This is a genomic window from Janthinobacterium sp. BJB401, from assembly GCF_013372745.1.
GTDB lineage: Bacteria > Pseudomonadota > Gammaproteobacteria > Burkholderiales > Burkholderiaceae_D > Janthinobacterium > Janthinobacterium rivuli.
The window spans coordinates 89,682-108,314 of sequence record NZ_JABXFH010000013.1 but is presented as its reverse complement, the minus strand read 5'-3'; the positions used below and the strand labels follow the sequence as shown (position 1 = coordinate 108,314).

Below are 18,633 nucleotides of genomic sequence, written 5' to 3'. Positions count from 1 at the left end.
TTGCAGTCATGGCCGCACTGGCCACAGGATTTTCCCGGCACCGGGGCGGCAACGGTCGTGGCAACGGCAAACGTCGTGCCGCAGGAAGAACAGAATTTGGCGCCCGGCTTATTCTCGGCCTGGCAGGAAAGGCATTTCAATTGGCATCTCTTTTCATATCAACGCTGGGAGCCGCGTACGCTGGCGCTTGCCAGAATGGCAGTATTGTTGACGTACGGCTAAATGTTCAACGAGTATATTTTCAAATACCAAGTTGCCACAAGGGAAAATTGCCTTTTGCTCTATTCAATTTTTAAATATTGGTAAAAATCCTGCCAGCATGGCGTGCTGCGCCCCATGTTGGTGCGCAGATGGCAAAAAACCCGGCAACGCTGTATGCGTTGCCGGGTTCTCAGTCGATGCCGGTGACAGTGACGCTGGCTTACTTGCGTCCGCCCCGTGCCGGTGCGGCATGAGCGCCCTTGGCTGGCGGCTTGCTGCCACGGCCCATCGGCACGGCGGCCGGCTTGGCCTTCGTTTTGATGGTCGACAGGATCGATGGACGCACTTTCGATTCGACGGCGGTCGCCTTCGGCGCGGCGGCCGTGCCGCCCAGGGCGATGCGGTTCTTGCCCGGCGTGACCTTGAACTTGTCCGGCGTGCCGGCGCCATGCGTCTGGCGGCTGCGTTCGCCTGCGGCCAGGCCGCCCGATTCGGACGAGGTCCAGGCCGGAATCAAATGCTTGTCGCCATTGCCGATCAAGTCGCCACGGCCCATGTTGACCAGCGCTTCGCGCAGGATCGGCCAGTTGGCCGGATCCTGATAGCGCAGGAAGGCTTTATGCGTGCGGCGGATCTTGCCGCTGCGGGCCGTTTCCACCACTTCCGAATCCGCCGTGACCTTGCGCAAGGGATTCTTGCGCGTGTGATACATGGTCGTCGCCATGGCCATCGGCGTGGGCATGAAAGTTTGCACCTGGTCCAGCTTGAAATTGTTCTTCTTCAACCACAGGGCCAGGTTCAGCATGTCCACGTCCGTCGTGCCCGGATGGGCGGCGATGAAATACGGGATCAGATACTGCTTCTTGCCCGCTTCCAGGGAGAAACGGTCGAACATTTCCTTGAACTCGTCATACGCGCCGATGCCGGGCTTCATCATCTTCGACAAAGTCCCCTCTTCCGTGTGCTCGGGCGCAATTTTCAAGAGGCCGCCGACGTGGTGCGTCACCAGTTCCTTGACGTATTCGGGCGAACGCACGGCCAGGTCGTAGCGCAGACCTGAGCTGATCAGCACTTTCTTGATGCCAGGAATGGCGCGCGCCTTGCGGTACAACGAGATGAGCTTGCTGTGGTCCGTGCCCAGGTTCACGCAGATGGACGGGTACACGCAGGACAGGCGGCGGCACGACACTTCGATCTCTTTTTCCTTGCAGGCGAGGCGGTACATATTCGCCGTCGGGCCACCCATATCGGAAATGGTGCCCGTAAAACCTTTGGTTTTATCGCGGATATGCTCAATCTCGCGCAAGATCGACGGTTCCGAGCGGCTCTGGATGATGCGGCCTTCGTGTTCCGTGATCGAGCAGAAAGTACAGCCGCCGAAGCAGCCGCGCATGATGTTGACGGAAAAGCGGATCATTTCCCAGGCGGGAATATGCGCCTTGCCATAACTTGGATGCGGGGCGCGCGCGTAATTCATGTCGTACACGCCATCCATCTCATCCATGGCCAGCGGCAGCGGCGGCGGATTGAGCCACACGTCGCGTTCGCCGTGCGCCTGCACCATGGCGCGCGCATTGCCGGGATTCGATTCCAGGTGGAACACGCGCGAGGCGTGCGCATACATGACGGGGTCATCCTTGACGACGTCGTAGGCGGGCAGGCGCACGACCGTCTTGTCGTGCTTTTCCTTGGCCATGGCCAGACGCTCTTCGCGGCTCATGATGCGGATCGGCTTGATGACTTCGGCCGATTTCGACGCATTTTCCGTGGCGCAGGCGGTCTTGTCTTCCTGCACCATCTCGTACGGGCTGTAGTGCGGATCGACCTTGCCGGGCACGTCGACGCGGGTGGAATTGTGCACGCCCCAGTCGTCGCCAGGCAACCAGCCGGACGGCACCATGAAGGCCGTGCCGCGCAAGTCGCGGATATCCTTGATGTGTTCGCCGGCGGCCAGGCGATGCGTCAGGTCGACCAGCGCCCGCTCGGCATTGCCGAAGATCAGCAAATCGGCCTTGGAATCGGGCAAGACGGAACGGCGGACCTTGTCCGACCAGTAATCGTAATGGGCGATGCGGCGCAGCGACGCTTCGATGCTGCCGATGACGATGGGCACGTCGGGATATGCTTCGCGCGCGCGCTGGGCGTACACGGTGACGGCGCGGTCCGGGCGTTTATTCGGTTCCGCGTTCGCCGTGTAGGCGTCGTCGGAGCGGATCTTGCGGTCGGCCGTGTACTGGTTGACCATGGAATCCATGTTGCCGGCGGTAATGCCGTAGTACAGGCGCGGCTTGCCGAGGATGCGGAAGGCGTCGGCCGACAGCCAGTCCGGCTGGCTGATGATGCCAACGCGGTAACCCTGCGCTTCAAGCAGGCGGCCAACGAGGGCCATGCCGAAACTCGGATGGTCGATGTAGGCGTCGCCCGTGACGAGGATGACGTCGCACTGGTCCCAGCCCAGCGCGTCCATCTCGGCACGCGACATCGGCAGGAAAGGCGCCACGGCAGCGCGGGCAGACCGCTTGGGAACGGTCGCAAATAAATTGGTAGGGGAGCTCATAGGGTACGGATTGTACCGGAATTGGCCATTTCCAACCTGACGGCCTGCTTTTTACTGTTGGATTTCAGTACAAAAAACGTTTATTTTTCAATCACTTGAGGAAAAAAGGCCCTTGGGGTCAGACCCTTCCGGGGTCTGACCCCAGCTTTTCCCCGGGTTACATCAGATCCCCATATTAGCTAAAATCTCACCCAATTCCCGCAACGCCGGCTCCAGTTTCGGATGCTTGACGGCAAACTTGGCCGACAATTCCTGGCTGCGCTCGGCCAGGCCATAGGTGATCGACTCTTCTTCCTGCTCCTGCGCGGCGCGCTTTTCCAGCAGTTGCTGAATATCGCCATTGAGCTTTTGCAGCAAACCATGCGTTTCTTCATCCACAGGATCGCCAGATGCGATGGTCGATTGCAGCTGTTGCAACGATTCCTTGAGTTTGCTATCCATGTTTTTTCCTGTCAGTCGGTAAATTGCGTGTCCAGGAACAATTGTTCCACCTTGCTTCTGGCCCACGGGGTCTTGCGCAAAAACTTCAGGCTCGACTTGATGCTGGGATCGCTGATGAAGCAATTGATATCGATGTGCTTGGCCAGGCCGTCCCAGCCGTAGTGGGCGTGCAGGCGCGTCACGATACCTTCCAGGGTAATGCCATTCAAATCTTGCTGACTCATATACTCTTTCGACTGCCTTCTTATTTACATCTTACTCAATTCTACGCCGCCGGCACGGAAAGCTTGCGTGCGCCATGTCAACGCAACGCAAGCTTCTGATGAGGACGGCTTTTACTTGGCGTTCAAGCCACGGCGTTCCAGCAATGGTTCCACGGTGGCATCGCGGCCACGGAAGTCACGGAACAGCTGCAGCGCATCGACGCTGCCGCCGCGCGACAGCAATTTAGCTCTGAACCAGTCGCCATTCTTGCGCGTCAGGCCGCCGTTTTCCTTGAACCAGTTAACCGATTCCGCGTCCAGCTTTTCCGACCACAGGTAAGCGTAATAAGCTGCCGAATAGCCGCCCGAGAAGCTGTGCGAGAAGTAGCTGGTGCGGTAGCGCGGCGGCACGGGCGCGTAATCGACGCCTGCATCCTTCAACGATGCCGCTTCAAAGGCCAGCACGTCGGTCGGGATCTGGCTTGGCGCCAGCTGGTGCCAGCGCTGGTCCAGTAGGGCCGCAGACAGGTATTCCGTCGTCATGAAACCCTGGTTGAATTTCTTCGCTGCCGTCACCTTGTCGAGCAATTCCTGCGGCATGGCCGCGCCGCTCTGGTAGTGCTTGGCGTAGTTTTGCAGCACTTCCGGCCAGACGGCCCACATTTCATTAACTTGCGATGGATACTCGACGAAGTCGCTCGGCACGCTGGTGCCGGCAAAGCGCGGGTATTTCACGTTCGAGAACATGCCGTGCAGCGCATGGCCGAATTCGTGGAACATGGTCGTCACTTCATCGAACGTCAGCAAGGTCGGCTGGCCGGCGGGCGGCTTCGGAATGTTCAATTGGTTGGCGACGACGGGATGCGTGCCCATCAGTGACGATTGCGACACGTATTCATTCATCCACGCACCGCCATGCTTGTTGCCACGCGCATAGAAGTCAGCGATGAACAGGGCCAGCGGCTTGCCGTTGGCGTCGAGCACGTCGTAGACGCGCACGTCCGGGTTGTACACCGGTAGATCTTTACGTTCCTTGAAACTGATGCCATACAGTTTATTCGCGGCAAAGAAAACGCCGTTGTTCAGTACGCTGTTCAATTCCAGATACGGTTTCAGCTCGTTTTCATCGAAATTGAAACGTTGCTTGCGCAACTTGTCGGTGTAGATGGCCCAGTCGGCTGCTGCCACCTGGAAACCACCTTTTTCCGCATCGACCACTTGCTGCAGGTCGGCCGCTTCGCGGCGCGCGTTGGCAACGGCTGGTTTCGCCAACTCCGACAGCAGGGTATTGACGGCCGTGGTGGTCTTGGCCGTCTGGTCTTCCAGCGAATACGCGGCGTAATTGGCGTAGCCGAGCAGGGTGGCCCGTTCGGCGCGCAGTTTGGCCAGTTTCAGCACGATGGCGCGGTTGTCGAACTCGCCGCCCTGGCTGCCCCGGTTCAGCGACGCATCCATCAGGCGCTGGCGCGTCTTGCGATCCGTCAATACGGCCAATGGCGGCTGGCCGCTGGTGTTCACCAAGGCGATGAGGAACTTGCCCGTCAGGCCGCGCTCCTTGGCGGCGGCAGCGGCCGTGTCGATATCGCTGTCCGTCATGCCGGCCAGCTCAAGACGCGTGTCGACGACGATGCTCTTGGCATTCGTTTCCTTCAGCACGTTTTGCGCGAAGGCCGTTTCCAGGCCCGCCTGCTCGGCGTTGTAGGCTTTCAATTTTTCCTTGTCCGCATCGGACAGCTTGGCGCCGGCGCGCACGAAATCCGTGTGATAACGTTCCAGCAGGCGCAAGGATTCCGCATCGAGGCCCAGCTTGTCGCGCTTGGCGTACAGGGTGTCGATGCGGGTAAACAATTTTGGATTCAAGGTGATCGCGTCGCCATGCGCGGCCAGTTTCGGCGACACGTCCACTTCCACCGCTTCCAGCACGCTGTTCGTGTTGGTCGACGTCATGTTGCTGAAGATGCTTTGCACGCGGTGCAGCAACTGCCCCGTGCGCTCGAGGGCCACGATGGTGTTCTCGAACGTGGGCGCCTGGCGGTTGCTGGCAATCGCGTTGACTTCGGCCAACTGGCGTTTCATGCCTTCGGCAAACGCGGGCGCATAGTGTTCATCCTTGATCAGGCCGAACTGCGGCATCTGGAATGGCAGCGGACTCACTTTGAGCAGGGGGTTCTGGGCGCTGACGGCAGCGGCAGGCGCGGATTTTGCGGTGGCGGCAGCCATGGCGGATGGGGCGGCGTGGGCCAGCATGACGCTGGCGGCGATGACGAGCAGTTGTGGACGGATCATGACATCTTTCAGGAAGCGCGGGAAGAACCGCGATCGCGTCGCGGGCCAGTGGCAGATCATAGCAGTCTGTCACACAGGCGTCATCCAACATGGGCGATCCTGTGGTGCATCACGCCAACTGCGCGGTTTACCACGGTCTACAATCAACATCGCCAAATAAAAAAGGCTGCCAATCGCTTGGCAGCCTTTTTCATGCACCCGGCTTTGACGCCGGAATCAGACGATTTACTTGCCGTTCAGGCCACGGCGTTGCAGCAGCGGCTCGATCTTCGCATCGCGGCCACGGAAGTTGCGGTAGATGTCGAGCGCATCGGCGCTGCCGCCGCGCGACAGCAGTTTAGTGCGGAACCAGTCGCCGTTCTTGCGCGTCAGGCCGCCGTTTTCCTTGAACCACTCGACCGTGTCCGCGTCGAGCTTTTCCGACCACAAGTACGCGTAGTAGCCGGCCGAGTAGCCGCCCGCGAACGCGTGCGAGAAGTACGTGGTGCGGTAGCGCGGCGGCGCCGGGGCGAAATCGACGCCGGCATCCGTCAAGGCGGCTTTTTCAAACGCCAGCACGTCGGTCGGGATCTGCGCCGGGGTCAGCTGGTGCCAGCGCTGGTCCAGCAGGGCCGACGCCAGGTATTCCGTGGTTTTATAGCCCTGGTTGAAATTGTCAGCCGCCGTCACTTTCGCCAGCAGTTCGGCAGGAATAGCCGCGCCTGTCTGGTAGTGCTTGGCGTAGTTTTGCAGCACTTCCGGCCACAGCGCCCACATTTCATTGACTTGCGACGGGTATTCGACGAAGTCGCGCGGCACGCTGGTGCCGGCGAAGCGTGGATATTTCACGTTCGAAAACATGCCGTGCAGCGCATGGCCAAATTCGTGGAACATGGTGTTGACTTCGTCAAACGTCATCAGGGTCGGCTGGCCCGTTTCCGGCTTTGGAATGTTGAGGTTATTCGCAATCACCGGCTTGCGGTTCAGCAAGCTCGACTGGCCCACATAGGCATTCGCCCAGGCGCCGCCGCGCTTGTTGCTGCGCGCGTAAGGATCGAGCGTAAAGATGGCCAGTTGCGTGCCGTCTTCATTGAAAACGTCGTACACCAGCATGTCGGACGTGTAGACGGGCAAGTCGGTGCGCTGCTTGAAGGTGAGGCCGTACAACTTGCCGGCAGCAAAGAACACGCCCTTGGTCAATACGCTGTGCATTTCAAAGTACGGTTTGAGTTGCGTCTCGTCGAAGTTGTAGCGTTCGGCGCGCACCTTGTCGCTATAGAAGGCCCAGTCGGCGGCGCCCACCTTGAAGCCGCCCTTGCCCGCATCGATGACCTTCTGGATATCGTCCGCTTCACGCCGGGCGTTGACGACGGCCGGTTTCGCCAATTCGCCCAGCAGGGCGTTCACGGCGGTCGTGTCGTGTGCCGTCTGGTCTTCCAGCGAATAGGCCGCGTAGTTCGGGTAGCCCATCAGCGCGGCGCGTTCGGCGCGCAGTTTCGCCAGCTCCAGCACTTCCTGGGTATTGTCGAACTCGCCGCCACGGCTGCCGCGCGCTTGCGAAGCGGCCATGATGCGTTCGCGCACGGCGCGGTTGGTCAGCAGCGACAGCGGCGCCTGGCCCGTCGTGTTGACGAGGGCAATCACGTATTTACCGTCCAGGCCGCGCTTCTTGGCCAAACCGGCGGCCACTTCGATGGCGGCCGGCGACAGGCCGTCCAGTTCTTCGCGCGTGTCGACAACGACGGCCGACGCGTTCAATTCCTTCAGCACGTTCTGTGCGAACTTGGTCGACAGGGCGGCCAGCTGGCCGTTGTAGGCGCGCAGCTTTTCCTTGTCCGCCGCCGACAGCTTGGCGCCCGCGCGTACAAAATCCGTGTGGTAACGTTCCAGCAGACGTTTCGATTCGGCATCGAGGCCCAGCTTGTCGCGCTTGGCGTACAGGCTGTCGATGCGCTTGAAAAGTTTGTCGTTGAGCATGATCGCGTCGCTGTGGGCCGCCATTTTCGGCGCCAGTTCGCGTTCCAGGCCCTGGATCGTATCATTCGTATTCGAGCCGGACATCACGGAAAACACGGTGCGCACGCGGCTCAGCAGCTGGCCCGAGCGTTCCATGGCCACGATGGTGTTGTCGAAGGTCGCTGGTTTCTTGTTGTTCGCAATCGCATTGATTTCCGCCAAGTTGGCGGCCATGCCTGCCGTAAAGGCGGGCGCGTAGTCAGCGTCCTGCACCTTATCGAACGGTGGATAGTTAAAAGGCAGGCTGCTGGCCTGCGCAAACGGGTTCGAAGCAGGCAGCGCTGCGGCCGCGGTGGCGGCAAAAACGGCGGCGGCTGGCGCCAGCATGAGGCTGGCGGCGATGACGAGCATTGTTGGACGGGTCATGTCTACTTTCAAGGAACGCAAGAGAGCCGCGATTGTGTCGCGGGCCAGCCTGAAATAATAACAGCCTGACATACTTGCGTCACCCGCAACTACCGATGGTAGCGCGCCAGCCAGTGATGAACGGTTTTCATGCGCCCCGCGTCACGATGCCGATTCAATAATGCGGCGGACGTTCGTTGACCAGTCCGCCATTCGCCTGCTGCGCCCCGTCGCGCACGTGTTCGCCCAGCTTGTGCAGCATCGCTTCGAGCTGGTCGATGCGCTTGCCCTGCTGGTACACCATCTGGTTCAGCGACTCGACCAGGTCTTCCTGCTGCGCCAGCTTGATCTCGATATCGACGAAACGTACTTCCATCTGTTCTGCATTGTCCATGGTGCTCACGGTGACTCCTGACTGAAAGCGGCATTCTACCGCCGTCACGGCGTGAGCCAGCACAAACCTCGTCCATTCCCCATCGGCCAGGCGGCGATTTCTGCCTATTCTTCCCTTATGGCTGAATCAAACCGCTTGACGAATGAGAACAAACGATTACAATGGACGTATCCACTTTGCCTGACCTGATCGACACGCGCAAGACGGCTGAATACCGGCGCTGGGAAGACTCGCTGCACGACGTGGCGGCCGCCGCCATCGATGCGCGCATCAAGCATTTGCAGCACGGTAAAAAGGGCGACTGGCGGCCTGTGGGCGAAGGCGTGTGCGAGCTGCGTTTTTTACAGACGGGACCCGGCTGGCGCGTGTATTTTCACGAGACCAACCTGGGCACCCTGATCTTGCTGCTGCTCGGTGGCGACAAGTCGAGCCAGCAGCGCGACATCAAGCACGCGCAAGCGATACTGAAAACATTGAAGGCCCAACAGGCGGCCATCCGGAAGCAAAAAGCGGCAGCCAGCCCATCGACAGGAGCACGAAAGAAATGAACCAAGACATCCATCACGACACCTTCGACCTCGATGACCTGGAAGCATTAGGCCTGAGCAAATTTGATCCAACGCAACATCTGACCAGCAAGGCCGCCGTGGCCGCCTACATGAGCGAAATCGTCGCCACCGGCAATGCCGAACTGTTCCAGTCCGCCATGAACGACGTGGTGCGCGCCTACGGCATGGGCAAGGTGGCGGCCCGGGCCGACATCACGCGTGAAGGCGCTTATAAAGCCTTGCGCGAAGGCAGCAAACCGCGCTTCGAAACCATTTTGAAGATGCTCGATGCGCTGGGCATGCAGCTGGCCATCGTGCCAAAAACCACGCCCGACGGCGCCGTGGAAGCGTGAACGCCGCTTAGCCCTTCGGCGCGGCCAGCAAGGCTTTCATGCGCGCCAGACGCTCTTTCGGCGAAATCACTTCCGCCTCCGTCGGCACGGCGTCGCCCACGTCGAGTTCCATTTCCTTGATGAAGCGCGACGGGTCGCAATGGACTTGCTCGCCAGCCCGCTTGCGCTTCTTGCACCAGGTGATGTGCAAGGTGCGCTGGGCCCGCGTGATGCCCACGTACATCAGCCGCCGCTCTTCCTGGATGCGCGCGGCGATGGTTTCGGCCGGCGCGTCGGGGTCGCCCTTGTGCGGCAAAATCCCCTCTTCCACGCCGACCAGAAATACGTGCGGAAACTCCAGGCCTTTCGACGCGTGCAGGGTCGACATGCGCACGGCGTCCTGCTCTTCGTCCTTGCCCTCGAGCATGGTCATCAGGGCCACCATCTGCGTCAATTCCAGCACGTTCTTTTCTTCGCCGTCGCGGTCCTTGCCGCCCCGGCCCCGTTCCTTGAGCCAGTTGACGAATTCCAGCACGTTCTGCCACTTGCTTTGCGCTTGGCGTTCCTCGAAAGCATCGTACAGATACGATTCGTAGTGGATTTCCTTCATCATGTCGTCCAGCACTTCGGCCGCGTTGTCGCCGCTGCCGGCCGCACCGGGACGGCTGGCGCGCGATTCGAGGTCGTTGATGAAATTGCAGAAGTCGCGCAGCGGCCCCAGCTGGCGGTCCGTCAGCTTGGCTTCGATGCCGCCTTTGAACACAGCCTGGAACAGCGAGCACTGCCACTGCCCCGAAAATGCGCCCAGCACCTCCAGGGTCGATTGCCCCACGCCACGGCGCGGCGTCGTCACGGCGCGGATGAAGGCCGGGTCGTCGTCTTCATTCGCCAGCAGGCGCAGATAGCTGATGATGTCCTTGATCTCGGCCTTGTCGAAGAAACTCTGGCCGCCCGAAATCGTGTACGGGATGCGTTCCTTGCGTAAACACTGCTCGATGATGCGCGCCTGGTGGTTGCCCCGGTACAAAATCGCATAATCGGAAAATTTATTCTTGCGTTCAAAATGGTCGGCCGAAATCATGATGGCGACCTGCTCCGCCTCCTGCTCGTCCGTCTGCATGCCCAGCACCTTGATCGGTTCGCCCAGGCCGTGCTCGGACCACAGAGACTTTTCAAACAGTTTCGGGTTGTTGCCGATGACGGCATTGGCCGCGTTCAGCACGCGCATGGTGGAGCGGTAATTTTGCTCCAGCTTGATCACGCGCAGATCGGGGAAGTCCGTTTCCAGGGTTTTCAAGTTTTCCACCGTGGCGCCGCGCCACGCGTAAATCGCCTGGTCGTCGTCACCCACGGCCGTAAACATCGGCTTCTTGCCGATGCCCGTCACCATCAATTTCACCAGTTCGTACTGGCAGGTGTTCGTATCCTGGTATTCATCGACGAGCAGATAGCGCAGGCGGCGCTGCCACTTGTCGCGCACGGGGCCGTTGTTGCGGAACAGTTCCACGGGCAGGCGTATTAAATCGTCGAAATCGACGGCCTGGTAGGCGGACAAGGTTGCCACATAGCTGCGGTAAATGCGCGCCGCGTTCGCCTCATCTTCATCCTTGGCTTGCGCCAGGGCCATGTCCGGGTCGATCAGGCCATTTTTCCACAGGGACATGGCGTTCTGGATGCCACGAATGACCTGTTTATCGGTGGTAATGGCGAGATCTTGCACGAGGGAAAAACAGTCGTCACTGTCCATGATGGAAAAGCGGTCCTTCAGTCCCACGCCATTGGCTTCCTGGCGCAGGATTTTCACGCCCAGCGAGTGGAAAGTCGACACCGTCAACTGCTTTGCCTGGCGCGGCTGTTTCAACAGCTTGGCGATACGTTCCTGCATTTCCAGCGCCGCCTTGTTGGTGAAGGTCAGCGCGGCGATGGTGCGCGGGTCATAGCCCCGGTCTTCGATCAAATGGGCGATCTTTTGCGTGATCACGCGCGTCTTGCCCGAGCCGGCGCCCGCCAGCACCAGACAAGGGCCGTCGAGGTAGGTAACCGCTTCGCTTTGGGGCGCATTCAGACCGAACTGTGGTGCTTTGGACATCAGGGTATTTCCGCAGGGAACAGCAGCCCATTGTAACAGCGTCGCGTGGGCTATTTGCATGGCGGACCATGCCTGAAAAACAGGCAATGGCATTGATATATCGCCATATGCCGCCATCTCGGCCGATTCAATGCGTGCGGCACGGCCACGCCTGGAGTACCATTCCGCCTATATCGCCCGTGCGCGCCCACTTACCGAATGGCAGTCCCATGAAATTTGAACACCTGATTGAAATCAACGATCCCTTGAACCCGCTGATCGACACCTTGACCCTGGAGCAAGTCTGGCGCGGCCTCGTCTTGCGTGCCGAGTCGCCCAAGCTGTTCGTGCCGCACCTCGATGAATGCCAGATCAGCGAGCGCAGCGATGCCGGTTTCGCGCGCAGCCTGCGCTATGGCGAACTGGTCATCAACGACAGGGTGGTGCTGGTGCCGCAACTGCAGGTGCGCTACGAAGTGCCGGCGCAACAGGACATCAGCGCCTCGTCATTGATCATGACCATCGAGATGCCCGACGAAGCGAGCCTGTGGGTGCGCTTCCAGTACGACGACGGCCACGACGCGGCCACCGACGAGGCCAACGCCCTGTATGACGACTTCCGCCGTTCCGCCTACAAGGAGTCCGATATCGATACCGTGCGCGTCATGCGCGAACTGGCGCTCGAAGGACGGCTGGATGCGGGTCTGCTGAACTAAATCAAACTCTGGCGCTGCGGCCCCACAGCTGATCGGGGCGAAACTGCAGTCCCGCCTGCTCCGCGCTGAGCACTTCGCGAATCGCGTGCAAGTCCACGCGCGTATCGCGCCGCAGCGGCACGTCCAGGCGCGCGCCGCGGGGGCCGACCAGCGACTGCACGTGCGGCGTGGTGGCGTTCAAGCCCTTGCGTGTGACGACGCCGATTTCCCCATTCAGCAGTTTGACGAAGGTGCCGACCGGATAGATGCCCAGCTCGCGCACCAGCAGCGACGCCAGCGGCGCATCGAGGGTAGCCTTGTCGGCCATCAGCATTTCGCGCAGGGCCACGTTCGGCAGCAAGGGCTGGCGGTAGCTGCGCTTCGAGACGCGCGCACAATAGCGGTCGGCCAGCATGATCAGGCGGGCGCCGATGCCGATCGCCTCGCCTTGCGTGCCCAGCGGATAGCCGCTGCCATCGATATTTTCATGGTGCTGCAGCACGGCCTGCAGCCAGACGGCGTCCGTCACGCCCGCCGCGCGCAGCAGGTCGACACCGGCTTGCGGATGGGCGCGCAAATAGGCCCGTTCCTGCGCGTCCAGCGGCCCCGCCTTGTGCTGGAAATCCGCATGGCGTTCCAGCATGCCCACATTCATGCTCAGCGCGGCCAGCACCACGCTGCGCACAACATCATCATCGAGTTTCAGAGCACGCGCCAGCAGGGCCGTGATGACGGCCGTGTCGACGCTGTGGCGTACGGCAAAGTCGCCCGCGCCCTGGTTGTGCAGGATGCAGGCCAGCGCCACATCGGCGTCCAGTGCAACGGCCTCTTCCACCAGCTGCGCCAGCGGCGCGAGGGATGCATGGCTGCCCGCCTGCCCGGTGGCAATGGCCGGCAAGACGAGGGCCAGGCCGGCCGTGACAAGGTTCAGCATGCGCAGGGCCGACGGCGCTTCCGTGGCCGTGCGCGGCACGTCGGCGCTGGTATCGGCGATGACGCCGCGCGCCAGCAGCAATGCGATCTGGTTTTCGCTGCTGATGACATGGCCCAGCCTGGCCAGCAAGCTGCCCGTTTCGCCATGCACGTCCCAGGGCAGGGCCACGCCCAGGGCGAGTTCTCCCGCATAAATGCGCCGAATTTTCACATCGTCTCCGTGTCATCGCCAGCCGCTACCCTTTTTACCATTACGGCATGGGCGGCATATACCAATTGAAATGTTTTTTGCTTTTAATCAATATTTCAATGTGGCAGCGATGATCGCGCAATCATGTGAGCTTGTCTACAAAATTATGTAAATCATAAAGTTGCCTTCAAGGTCCCGGTGTGCAGTCGGCGCAGCCGGGCGCGTGTTCCGGGTCTTTTTCAAGGTGCAGCGCCAGCTCGCGCAAGGCCGTGCGCACGCCTTCCTCGATGACGGGGTGGTAAAACGGCATATCGAGCATGGCCGGCACCGTCAGCTGCGCCTGGCATGCCCAGGCCAGCAAATGGCCCAGGTGCTCCGCCCGCGGGCCGATCAGCTCGGCGCCGAGAAAACGCTTGCTGCCGAATTCCGCATACACGCGCAGCAAGCCCTGGTTTTGCAGCATCACGCGGCTGCGGCCCTGGTTACCGAACGACACGGCACCGACGGCGAAACGGCCCGCGTGGCTCACGCACAATTGCTGGTACGTGGCGCCCACGGTGGCGATCTGCGGTTCCGTGAAGGCAATCGCCAACGGCGTGCGGCGCAAGCCAGGTTTGACGTCAGGAAAGCGCGCCGCGTTCTCCCCGGCGATGCGGCCCTCGTCGGCCGCCTCGGGCAACAGCGGCAGTTCGTTGTCGGCGTCGCCGGCGATGAAGATGGCGCTTTTGCCGCACTGCATGGTGTGCGGGTCATGCCGGGGAATGCCGTGGCGGTCGAGCTCGATTTGCGCCGTTTCCAGGCCGATCTTGTCCACGTTTGGCGCGCGGCCGATGGCGGCCAGCACATACTCGAACTGCTCGGTTTTTTCCACGCCGGCGCCATCGCTGCTGGTCAGCAGGATACCGTTGCCGTCAGGCGTTTTTTCCATGTGCGCGACCTTGGTCATGAAACGGATATCGAGTTCGCGCGCCAGCACGGCATCCGCCTCGCGCAGCACCAGCGGGTCCGTCAGCTGGGCGACTTTATTACCGCGCGCAAACAGGGTCACGCGCACGCCCAGCCGCGCCAGCGCCTGGCCCAGTTCCAGGCCGATGACGCCGCTGCCGACCACGGCCACCGAGCTGGGCAAATCCGTCCATTCGAACACGGCGTCGCTGGTGATGACACGCTCACCGGCCGCTTGCCACTCGGGCGGCACGATGGGCGTGGAACCGGTGGCGATCACCACACTGGCCGCTTCCACCAGCGTGTGCTCATCCACCTGCAATGTTCCGGGGGAAATAAAACGCGCATGGCCGCGCAGTTTTTCTTCCTCGGGGATGGCGTTGACGCCGTCGAGCACGAAGCCGACAAAACGGTCGCGCTCACTGCGCACCCTGGCCATCACTTGCCGGCCATCGATGCGCACGGGGCCCGGATGCACGCCAAAACCGGGCGCGGCAGCCACGGCATGGGCCGCCTCGGCCGCCGCGATCAAGAGTTTGCTGGGCATGCAGCCCACCCTGGCGCAGGTCGTGCCGTACGGTCCGCTTTCGATCATCAGCACGCGCTTGCCCTGCATGCGCGCCGCCTTGTGCGCCGTCATGCCGGCCGTGCCGCTGCCGATCACGGCCACATCCACTTGTAGTGTTTTCATCGTGCTATCCATCCCACCGAGGTTGCTCACAGCGTTCGATACTACCCGTTTGCCGAAAATAAGGTTTTACTTTGCAGCAATATATGCATTAGTATAACTAATCATTTTCAAAATTTATAAGCTGAGCTAATGGGATCACTCGATTATCGCGCGCTGGCCGTGCTGGACGCCGTCGCCAGCCATGGCAGTTTCGACAAGGCTGCCCTGGCGCTGGGCATCACCCAGTCGGCCGTCTCGCAGCGCATCAAGGCGCTGGAAGACGCCAGCGGGCGATTGCTGATCATCCGTGGCCAACCAGCCGTGCCGACGGGCCTGGGCCAGCGCCTGATCGTGCATCATCGCAACGTCAAGCTGATGGAAGCGTCGCTCGACATCGACCTGGGCAACAGCGTCAGCATGCCGGAAATCGCCATCGCCATCGACGCCGACAGCCTGGCCACGTGGTTCCCCGACACCTTGTCCGCCCTGCTGGCGCCGCCGCGCTGCCAGCTCGATGTGCGCCTGGCCGACAGCGACAGCGCCTTGCAAATGGTGCGCGACGGCTCCGTGTTTGGCTGCGTGGCAGCCGAGTCCGGCACAGCGATCGACGCGGCGGCCGCCACCAGCGTCACGCCGCTGGGCACCTTGCGCTATGTGTGCGTGGCAACACCCGTGTTTGCCGGCCACTGGTTCGGCGATGGTTTTATTGCCGAGGCGGTGCAACTGGCGCCGGCCGTCGTGGGCCAGCACGGCTTGCTGGCGCGTTTCCTCGCTGAACAATTGAACCTGCGCGAACCGTTTCCGCACCATACTTTACCGGTGGAAGCGGCGCGCCGCGGCTGCGTCCAGGATGGCCTGGCCTATGGCCTGATGCCGCAGCGCCTGGCCGCGCAGGCGCTGGCAACTGACCGTCTCGTGGATCTGATGCCGGGCAGCACCCTGGACGTGCCGCTGAGCTGGCATGCATGGACCCTGGACACGCCGTTTACCAAGCTGCTGTCCGAGCAGATCGTCAAGTCGGCGCGCGACTACCTGATTTGATTTAAATATCCAGCGGGTCGACTTCCAGCGACCATTTCACGCGCGACTTCATGGCGCGCAGTTCCGCCAGCCATTCTTTTAAAAACGCCTGCAGGGCCGGCCGCGAGGGCGATTCCAGCAGCAACTGGGCGCGGTCCACGTTGTAGACGCGCGTCATGCTCATGGGAATCGGGTCATTGATGGTCACTTGCGGGTGTGCCATGCATTCCTTGGCTGCCTGCAGGAACTCGATAGCGGTCGCCAGCTCGGGCGCCTCGGCGCGCAGCAGGGCCTGGAACAGGTAGGGCGGCAGCGCCGCCTGCGCGCGCTCTTCCAGCAAGGTGGTGGCGAAGTGGTCGTAATCGTGGTTGACGACGGCGTCGTACAGCGGATGGCGCGCATAGCGCGTCTGGATCAGCACTTCGCTGACGCTGCCCCCTTCCGTCTGCGCGGCCCGCCCGGCGCGGCCGGCCACCTGCATCAGCTGCGCGAACAGGCGTTCGCTGGCCCGGTAGTCTTGGGAAAACAGGGCCGTATCCGGATTCAAAATGCCGACCAGGGTCAGCTTTTTGAAATCGTGGCCCTTGGCCACCATCTGCGTGCCGATCAGAATATCCACTTCGCCCCGGTGCACGGTGTCGAACGCTTCCTGCGCGCTGCCCTTCTTGCGCGTGGAATCGGCATCGATGCGCAAGATGCGCGCCTCGGGAAACAATTGCTGCAAGCCCTCTTCCACCCTCTGCGTGCCGCGTCCCAGCGGCTGCAGGTCGACGTTGCCGCAGGTGGGACAATGGCGGGGAATGCGCAATTCCAGGCTGCAATGGTGGCAGCGCAAGCGGTGTTCGGGCTTGTGCAGCACCATGAACGAGGTGCAACGCGTGCAATTGCTGATCCAGCCGCACGATTCGCAACAGATGACGGGGGAATAACCGCGCCGGTTCAGAAACAGCAACGACTGCTCCCCGCGCTCCATGCGCAGTTTTAATGCCGCCACCAAGTGCGATGTCAGGCCGTCTTTCGGCTTGTCGCGCTCCATGTCGAGGATCTTGACGCGTGGCAAGACGGCATTTTTCACCGCCCGCTCGCGCAATTCCAGCTTGCGGTAGCGCCCCGTCTGCGCGTGGTGCCAACTTTCCAGCGAGGGCGTGGCCGAACCGAGCACGATGGGAATTTGCAATTGCCAGGCGCGCCACACGGCCAGGTCGCGCGCGGAATAACGCAAGCCTTCCTGCTGCTTGTAGGATGGGTCGTGCTCCTCGTCGATGACGATGAGCTTGAGCTTGGGCAACGACGCCAGGATGGCCAGCCGCGTGCCGAGCACGATGCGCGCCTGGCCCTGGTGGGCGGCCAGCCAGTGCAGCATGCGCTCGCCTTCGGACAGGCTGCTGTGCAGGGTCGCCAGCATGACGCCGGGAAAGCGCGCACGGATATTGCCTTCCAGCTGGGGTGTCAGGTTAATTTCCGGCACCAGGATCAGGATTTGCGCATCGTCCTCGCGCGCCAGCACCTGGGCGCACGCTTGCAGATACACTTCCGTCTTGCCGCTGCCCGTCACGCCGTACAGCAGGGTCGGCTTGAAACCGCGGGCGCCGCCGATGGCGTCCGCCGCTTCCTGCTGGGCGGTATTCAGTGCCGGCATGTTCAGCGGCGTGCCATCGTGGGCATCGGCCAGCTTGGCCAGCTTCTTGATGGCGCGGTCGAGCGCCACGGTGGTCAGCACGCGCAGATTCTTCGGCAAACCCGGCAGCGCCACCTCGCCCAGCGGGCGCTGGTAGTAATCGGCGGCAAAGGCGGCCAGCGCCAGCCACTGCTCCGACAAGGGCGCCAGCTGGCTGCGCACGGCCAGCACGTCCTTCAGTTTCGCGGCGGGCACGTCGGTGCTGCTTGAGATGCCGACGATCAGTCCCATCACTTCGCGCCGGCCGAACGGTACCAGCGCCAGCTGCCCCACTTGCGGCAACGGCGCGGCGACGTCCGCATCCATCGCCGCGTTCCAGCGGTAATCGAACAGGGCGTTCAAGGGCGTGTCGAGCGCGATTTTCAGGATGCACGACGTCAAAATGCACTGCGACATGGAAGGTGGGCCTATCTGAATAAAAAAGCGCGCCGCAGGATCGATGGCGCGCGGGATGTCCGGCATCAAGCCAGCGGGCCATGATACTTGTTTCACCCATCAAACACCTAACGGCAGGCGCGACAGCGTGTCATCGTGCCTGAAGAAAATTCTGTGGATAACTTTGTGGACAAAGCAAAATTAACTTTCAGAAAAATGTGGATAGAAAATTTCGATCGCCGTCAAGAGCGGCACGCAAGAAAAATTAAGCATTTAAAATCAATGGCTTAAAAATTGATGCCCGGGAGGCTGGAAATCCGGGGGGCATTTCCGCCGCTGTGCATAACTGAACCATTTGTAATGTATTTATACAGAAATCAGCGGCGTTTTTCGGCGCCCGAGCGGGAAAAACAGCGGCGGCATGCGGCAAAGTTGACAATTGCCGGGCAAGCGTTCGTTTTTTGCTGCCGGGCGGCGAAACATTGTTCAATTATCATGCACTGCAACATGCACTTCAGGTGAAACCTGAACATCGACGCTAAGTATCGGTTAACAAAATACTTTTCAATTTTATCCACAGAATCTGTTGATAACTTTGTGGACAATGAAGGAATAAGGCAGGCGAACGAAAGAATAACCTTATCAATAGCAACAAAGTCCGTCGGACAATGCATTTTTTAAGTCTTAATAATCAAGCACTTGCAGAGCCTCTCCGGGCATGGCTTTGACGCTGCCTCTTATTTCCGCAGCAAAAAAA

The 18,633-nt window shown here is 61.0% G+C and carries 14 protein-coding genes and 1 pseudogene; 4 read left to right on the top strand and 11 right to left on the bottom strand.

The window, feature by feature from the left end:
• Positions 1 to 32: 32 nt before the first annotated feature.
• The 7 genes and pseudogenes from HWE17_RS28950 to HWE17_RS11410 form a co-directional block, all read right to left on the bottom strand.
• A pseudogene (locus HWE17_RS28950) lies at positions 33 to 140 on the bottom strand (zinc-ribbon domain-containing protein); the annotation flags it as partial.
• A 281-nt stretch (positions 141 to 421) separates the two neighbouring features.
• The gene (locus HWE17_RS11435) at positions 422 to 2,683 is read right to left on the bottom strand and encodes a YgiQ family radical SAM protein (protein WP_217916754.1); all 2,262 of its coding nucleotides are present in this window, start codon (positions 2,681 to 2,683) and stop codon (positions 422 to 424) included.
• Positions 2,684 to 2,920: 237 nt separating this feature from the next.
• Positions 2,921 to 3,199 (bottom strand): DUF4404 family protein, encoded by a 279-nt coding sequence (locus tag HWE17_RS11430; RefSeq protein WP_035823070.1) that lies wholly within the window; start codon positions 3,197 to 3,199, stop codon positions 2,921 to 2,923.
• A gap of 11 nt (positions 3,200 to 3,210) precedes the next feature.
• Positions 3,211 to 3,423 (bottom strand): VF530 family DNA-binding protein, encoded by a 213-nt coding sequence (locus tag HWE17_RS11425; RefSeq protein WP_070219603.1) that lies wholly within the window; start codon positions 3,421 to 3,423, stop codon positions 3,211 to 3,213.
• 111 nt (positions 3,424 to 3,534) lie between these two features.
• Positions 3,535 to 5,688: a M3 family metallopeptidase gene (locus tag HWE17_RS11420; RefSeq protein WP_176388827.1), complete on the bottom strand. Its 2,154-nt coding sequence runs from the start codon at positions 5,686 to 5,688 to the stop codon at positions 3,535 to 3,537.
• A gap of 225 nt (positions 5,689 to 5,913) precedes the next feature.
• The gene (locus tag HWE17_RS11415) at positions 5,914 to 8,049 is read right to left on the bottom strand and encodes a M3 family metallopeptidase (RefSeq protein WP_255206201.1); all 2,136 of its coding nucleotides are present in this window, start codon (positions 8,047 to 8,049) and stop codon (positions 5,914 to 5,916) included.
• Between the two features lie 154 nt (positions 8,050 to 8,203).
• Positions 8,204 to 8,422: a SlyX family protein gene (locus tag HWE17_RS11410; RefSeq protein WP_034753936.1), complete on the bottom strand. Its 219-nt coding sequence runs from the start codon at positions 8,420 to 8,422 to the stop codon at positions 8,204 to 8,206.
• Between the two features lie 161 nt (positions 8,423 to 8,583).
• Here HWE17_RS11410 and HWE17_RS11405 point away from each other — a divergent pair, with 161 nt between their 5' ends.
• Together HWE17_RS11405 and HWE17_RS11400 are read left to right on the top strand one after the other, a co-directional pair.
• On the top strand, positions 8,584 to 8,970 hold the full coding sequence (locus HWE17_RS11405; protein ID WP_255206200.1) for a type II toxin-antitoxin system RelE/ParE family toxin: 387 nt from the start codon (positions 8,584 to 8,586) through the stop codon (positions 8,968 to 8,970).
• Positions 8,967 to 9,323 carry an addiction module antidote protein gene (locus HWE17_RS11400; RefSeq protein WP_141171090.1) on the top strand — a complete coding sequence of 119 codons (357 nt, stop codon included), beginning with the start codon at positions 8,967 to 8,969 and terminating at the stop codon, positions 9,321 to 9,323. Before HWE17_RS11405 ends, HWE17_RS11400 begins: the two co-directional genes overlap by 4 nt.
• A gap of 7 nt (positions 9,324 to 9,330) precedes the next feature.
• On the opposite strand, the gene HWE17_RS11395 is transcribed toward HWE17_RS11400, so the two are convergent.
• Entirely contained in the window at positions 9,331 to 11,391 is a 2,061-nt protein-coding gene (locus tag HWE17_RS11395; RefSeq protein ID WP_051991465.1) for a UvrD-helicase domain-containing protein, read from the bottom strand.
• Positions 11,392 to 11,600: 209 nt separating this feature from the next.
• Between HWE17_RS11395 and HWE17_RS11390 the strand changes: the two genes are divergently transcribed.
• Positions 11,601 to 12,086: an SRPBCC family protein gene (locus tag HWE17_RS11390; RefSeq protein WP_176388826.1), complete on the top strand. Its 486-nt coding sequence runs from the start codon at positions 11,601 to 11,603 to the stop codon at positions 12,084 to 12,086.
• Between the two features lies 1 nt (position 12,087).
• Here the strand turns inward: HWE17_RS11390 and HWE17_RS11385 are convergent, their stop codons facing one another.
• Together HWE17_RS11385 and HWE17_RS11380 are read right to left on the bottom strand one after the other, a co-directional pair.
• Positions 12,088 to 13,209, bottom strand: a complete 1,122-nt coding sequence (locus HWE17_RS11385) for an HD-GYP domain-containing protein (protein WP_369681722.1) — start codon at positions 13,207 to 13,209, stop codon at positions 12,088 to 12,090.
• 166 nt (positions 13,210 to 13,375) lie between these two features.
• Positions 13,376 to 14,824: a dihydrolipoyl dehydrogenase gene (locus HWE17_RS11380; RefSeq protein ID WP_176388825.1), complete on the bottom strand. Its 1,449-nt coding sequence runs from the start codon at positions 14,822 to 14,824 to the stop codon at positions 13,376 to 13,378.
• A 129-nt stretch (positions 14,825 to 14,953) separates the two neighbouring features.
• Between HWE17_RS11380 and HWE17_RS11375 the strand changes: the two genes are divergently transcribed.
• The gene (locus tag HWE17_RS11375) at positions 14,954 to 15,844 is read left to right on the top strand and encodes an ArgP/LysG family DNA-binding transcriptional regulator (RefSeq protein ID WP_176388824.1); all 891 of its coding nucleotides are present in this window, start codon (positions 14,954 to 14,956) and stop codon (positions 15,842 to 15,844) included.
• Position 15,845: 1 nt separating this feature from the next.
• Here the strand turns inward: HWE17_RS11375 and HWE17_RS11370 are convergent, their stop codons facing one another.
• On the bottom strand, positions 15,846 to 17,897 hold the full coding sequence (locus HWE17_RS11370; RefSeq protein ID WP_176388823.1) for a primosomal protein N': 2,052 nt from the start codon (positions 17,895 to 17,897) through the stop codon (positions 15,846 to 15,848).
• Positions 17,898 to 18,633: the final 736 nt, after the last annotated feature.